This is a genomic window from Halosolutus sp. YCN4 (genome assembly GCF_059736495.1).
This window is the reverse complement of sequence record NZ_JCASSM010000012.1, coordinates 1-5221: the sequence shown is the minus strand read 5'-3', so window position 1 is coordinate 5221 and position 5221 is coordinate 1. Positions and strand designations below refer to the sequence as shown.

Sequence of the window (5221 nt, the reverse complement as noted above, 5' to 3'; positions counted from 1 at the left end):
TCGACAGTTCGGTGACGCCCGATCGGTCGGCGATTCCGATCAGTGTCATCGAACGTGTGGACCCAACTGTGTGAGTGTGTACTACATTCACCGCCAACAGACCCTCCCAGTCTACGACTGGGAGTACATAGCATTCCGGTTGATCCTGCCGGAGGTCATTGCTAGTGGAGTCCGATTTAGCCATGCTAGTTGCACGAGTTCAGACTCGTAGCAGATAGCTCAGTAACACGTGGCCAAACTACCCTACAGAGCGCGATAACCTCGGGAAACTGAGGCTAATAGCGCATACGGCTCTCACGCTGGAATTGCGGAGAGCTTGAAACGCCCCGGCGCTGTAGGATGTGGCTGCGGCCGATTAGGTAGACGGTGGGGTAACGGCCCACCGTGCCAGTAATCGGTACGGGTTGTGAGAGCAAGAGCCCGGAGACGGTATCTGAGACAAGATACCGGGCCCTACGGGGCGCAGCAGGCGCGAAACCTTTACACTGCACGCCAGTGCGATAAGGGGACTCCAGGTGCGAGGGCATATAGTCCTCGCTTTTGTACACCGTAAGGTGGTGTACGAATAAGTGCTGGGCAAGACCGGTGCCAGCCGCCGCGGTAATACCGGCAGCACGAGTGATGACCGCTATTATTGGGCCTAAAGCGTCCGTAGCTGGCCAGGCAAGTCCGCCGGGAAATCTCCCCGCCCAACGGGGAGGCGTCCGGTGGAAACTGCCTGGCTTGGGACCGGAAGACCAGAGGGGTACGTCCGGGGTAGGAGTGAAATCCCGTAATCCTGGACGGACCACCGGTGGCGAAAGCGCCTCTGGAGGACGGATCCGACGGTGAGGGACGAAAGCTCGGGTCACGAACCGGATTAGATACCCGGGTAGTCCGAGCTGTAAACGATGTCTGCTAGGTGTGACACAGGCTACGAGCCTGTGTTGTGCCGTAGGGAAGCCGTGAAGCAGACCGCCTGGGAAGTACGTCCGCAAGGATGAAACTTAAAGGAATTGGCGGGGGAGCACTACAACCGGAGGAGCCTGCGGTTTAATTGGACTCAACGCCGGACATCTCACCAGCACCGACAGTATGCTGTGAAGGTCAGTGTGATGAGCTTACTGGAGCTACTGAGAGGAGGTGCATGGCCGCCGTCAGCTCGTACCGTGAGGCGTCCTGTTAAGTCAGGCAACGAGCGAGACCCACACTCCTAATTGCCAGCATGACCCTCGTGGTCGATGGGTACATTAGGAGGACTGCCAGTGCCAAACTGGAGGAAGGAATGGGCAACGGTAGGTCAGTATGCCCCGAATGTGCTGGGCGACACGCGGGCTACAATGGCCGAGACAGTGGGATGCAACCCCGAGAGGGGGCGCTAATCTCCGAAACTCGGTCGTAGTTCGGATTGTGGGCTGAAACTCGCCCACATGAAGCTGGATTCGGTAGTAATCGCGCCTCAGAAGGGCGCGGTGAATACGTCCCTGCTCCTTGCACACACCGCCCGTCAAAGCACCCGAGTGGGGTCCGGATGAGGCCGGCGCAACGCCGGTCGAATCTGGGCTCCGCAAGGGGGCTTAAGTCGTAACAAGGTAGCCGTAGGGGAATCTGCGGCTGGATCACCTCCACAGACCGGGATCAGGCCGACGGCCTGACCCACCTTCGCGATTTGCGGTCACAACGAGTGGCCCACACGTTCGATCGACCACCGATCTCTTCGGAGATCACCGTTGGCCGATCGGGCACCTTTGAACTGTCGAGGCTAACGTTTGCTCCCCTCGCCGTCTGGCGAGGGGGTGGGCCCATAGCTCAGTGGTAGAGTGCCTCCTTTGCAAGGAGGATGCCCAGGGTTCGAATCCCTGTGGGTCCATGTCACGTCCCGGTCGTCGAATCGTGCCCCTTAAGTGGGTGACGGCGCGACGATTGGGTACGACAGAACCGATGCACCATCCCGCGCAAGCGTGGGTGGGAAGGGTTAATGCAGGCTTGCTGTCTACAGGCCTGCAGATGAGACCGTGTGTACGTGTAGTCCAGGCGTCCACTGGACCCGTTCCCGGGTCACTACGTAGTTGCATCCGCAACTGCCGATCCGATGAACGTGGCTACTGTGCCAGCTGGTGGATCGCTCGGCTCGAGAGCTGAAGAAGGACGTGCCAAGCTGCGAAAAGCCTCAGGGACCCGCACGGAGGGAAAGAACTGAGGATCTCCGAATGGGAATCCCCACCGCAATTGCTTCGCGCAATGGGGAACGTCGAGAATTGAAACATCTTAGTATCGACAGGAAAAGAAAGCAACCGCGATGTCGTTAGTAATGGCGAATGAACGCGACGCAGTCCAAACCGAAGCCGTCAGGCAATGTGGTGTTCGGACTGACGATCACTCCGCGAAACTCGACACGAAGTCTCTTGGAACAGAGCACGAAACAGGGTGACAGTCCCGTACCGTCGACGAGTAACGGACGAGTCAGCTCCAGAGTATCGGGGGTTGGATATCCCTCGAGAATTCCGCGGGCATCGACCGCGAAGACTAAACACTCCTCGAGACCGATAGCGAACAAGTAGCGTGAGCGAACGCTGAAAAGCACCCCACAAAGGGAGGTGCAATAGGGCGTGAAATCAGTTGGCGATAGAGCGACGGGGCACACAAGGTCCTGTGAGAAATGACCTACCTGCGAAGGTACAGTAAGAATCACAGGAAGCCGGTGTTCCGTCGTACGTTTTGAAAAACGAACCAGGGAGTATGCCTGTTTGACGAGTCTAACCCGATCATCGGGGAAGGCGCAGGGAAACCGACATGGCCGCAATGCTTTGCATGAGGGCCGCCGTGTTCAAGCGCGGGGAGTCAAACGGGCATTACCCGAAACCGGACGATCTAGGCGTGGACAAGGTGAAGCGTGCCGAAAGGCACGTGGAGGCCTGCTAGAGTTGGTGTCCTACAATACCCTCTCGTGATCTACGTCTAGGGGTGAAAGGCCCATCGAGTCCGGAAACAGCTGGTTCCAACCGAAAGATGTCGAAGCATCACCTCCGCCGAGGTAGTTCGTGAGGTAGAGCGACGGATTGGGGGACCGCACTCCGAGAGGAGTGCGCCCCCCTGTCCAACTCCGAACTTACGAACGCCGCTCGACGCGGGGAGTCCGGTGCGCGGGGTAAGCCTGTGTACCGTGAGGGAGACAACCCAGAGCTGGGTTAAGGTCCCCAAGTGTGGATTAAGTGCGATCGAAAGTGGTGCCGAGCCCTAGACAGCCGGGAGGTGAGCTTAGAAGCAGCTACCCTCTAAGAAAAGCGTAACAGCTTACCGGCCGAGGTTCGGCGCGCTGAAAATGATCGGGGCTCAAATCCACCACCGAGACCTAGCGGCGTGTGTCACAACACGATCCCGTAGGTTGGCGTTCTGTTCGGGTGGAAGCACGGCCGAGAGGTCGTGTGGACCGTTCAGAAACGAAAATCCTGGTCATAGTAGCAGCGTTAGTCGGGTTAGAACCCCGACGGCCGAACGAGTAAGGGTTCCTCAGCAATGCTGATCAGCTGAGGGTTAGCCGGTCCTAAGTCGTACCGCAACTCGAGTACGACAACAGGGAAATAGGTTAATATTCCTATGCCAGTGTGCACTCAAAGCCGACGCTTTGGGGCCGCCTGAGCCGGGCTTTCGCCCGGTCGAACTGTCGAAGAGCGTGGAAGCCGTAATGGCACGAAGCGTTCGAATGGCAGGATAGCGCAAGTCAGGTCAACCTAGAGCCCGTGAAAAGGCGAGCACACTGTCCGTACCGAGATCCGACACAGGTACTCGTGGCGGCGAAAGCCAAGGTCTGTCGGGAGCAACCGACGTTAGGGAATTCGGCAAGTTAGTCCCGTACGTTCGCAATAAGGGATGCCTGCCACGGAAAGTGGCAGGTCGCAGTGACTCGGGCGCTCCGACTGTCTAGTAACAACATAGGTGACCGCAAATCCGTAAGGACTCGTACGGTCACTGAATCCTGCCCAGTGCGGGTATCTGAACACCCCTTACAAGGGGACGAAGGACCCGTTAACGGCGGGGGTAACTATGACCCTCTTAAGGTAGCGTAGTACCTTGCCGCTTCAGTAGCGGCTTGCATGAATGGATCAACGAGAGCGCCACTGTCCCAACGTTGGGCCCGGTGAACTGTACGTTCCAGTGCGGAGTCTGGAGACCCCCAAGGGGAAGCGAAGACCCTATAGAGCTTTACTGCAGGCTGTCACTGAGACGTGGTCGCCATTGTGCAGCATAGGTAGGAGCCGTTACACAGGTACCCGCGCCAGCGGGCCACCGAGGCGTCATTGAAATACTACCCGATGGTGACTGCGACTCTCACTCCTGGCGGAGGACACTGGTAGCCGGGCAGTTTGACTGGGGCGGTACGCGCCTGAAAAGATATCGGGCGCGCCCCAAGATTTCCTCACCCGCGTCGGAGACGCGGGATAGAGCGCAAGAGCACAAGGAAGTCTGACAGTGTCCGGCACAACGACGGACGCTGACGCGAAAGCGTGGTCTAGCGAACCAATTAGCCTGCTTGATGCGGGCAATTGCTGACAGAAAAGCTACCTTAGGGATAACAGAGTCGTCACCCGCAAGAGCACATATCGACCGGGTGGCTTGCTACCTCGATGTCGGTTCCCTCCATCCTGCCCGTGCAGAAGCGGGCAAGGGTGAGGTTGTTCGCCTATTAAAGGAGGTCGTGAGCTGGGTTTAGACCGTCGTGAGACAGGTCGGCTGCTATCTATTGGGGGTGTTACGGTTCCTGACGGGAACGTTCGTATAGTACGAGAGGAACTACGAATGGGTGCCACTGGTGTACCGGCTGTTCGAAAGAGCACGTGCCGGGCAGCTACGCACCACGGGGTAAGAGCTGAACGCATCTAAGCTCGAAACCCACCTGGAAAAGAGGAACCACCGAGGCCACTCGTAGAAGACGAGTTCGATAGACTCGGGGTGTACGCACCGAGGCAACGAGGTGTTGAGCCCGCGAGCACTAATCGGCCGAGCCACACACTCATACACTACATCGCATTGGATCCGTGATTCGAGAACGGGTCCGGGCGCTAACTGGACTACACGTACAACGCGGTCTTCCGCCACCGATATTGGTATGATCACGGTTCGATTCCGTGAGTCGGCGTTAAGGCGGCCACAGCGGCGGGGTTCCTCCCGTACCCATCCCGAACACGGAAGATAAGCCCGCCTGCGTTTCGGTGAGTACTGGAGTGGGAGACCCTCTGGGAAA

General features: G+C 58.1%; 1 tRNA gene and 3 rRNA genes. All 4 read left to right on the top strand.

The features are described 5' to 3' along the window. The first annotated feature begins 132 nt into the window (after positions 1 to 132). A 16S ribosomal RNA gene (locus tag AC6I6X_RS22790) occupies positions 133 to 1607 on the top strand. Between the two features lie 170 nt (positions 1608 to 1777). Then, a tRNA-Ala gene (locus AC6I6X_RS22785) sits at positions 1778 to 1849 on the top strand. Between the two features lie 223 nt (positions 1850 to 2072). Continuing rightward, positions 2073 to 4991 (top strand): 23S ribosomal RNA (locus AC6I6X_RS22780). Positions 4992 to 5117: 126 nt separating this feature from the next. Beyond that, a 5S ribosomal RNA gene (gene rrf / locus AC6I6X_RS22775) occupies positions 5118 to 5221 on the top strand; the annotation flags it as partial.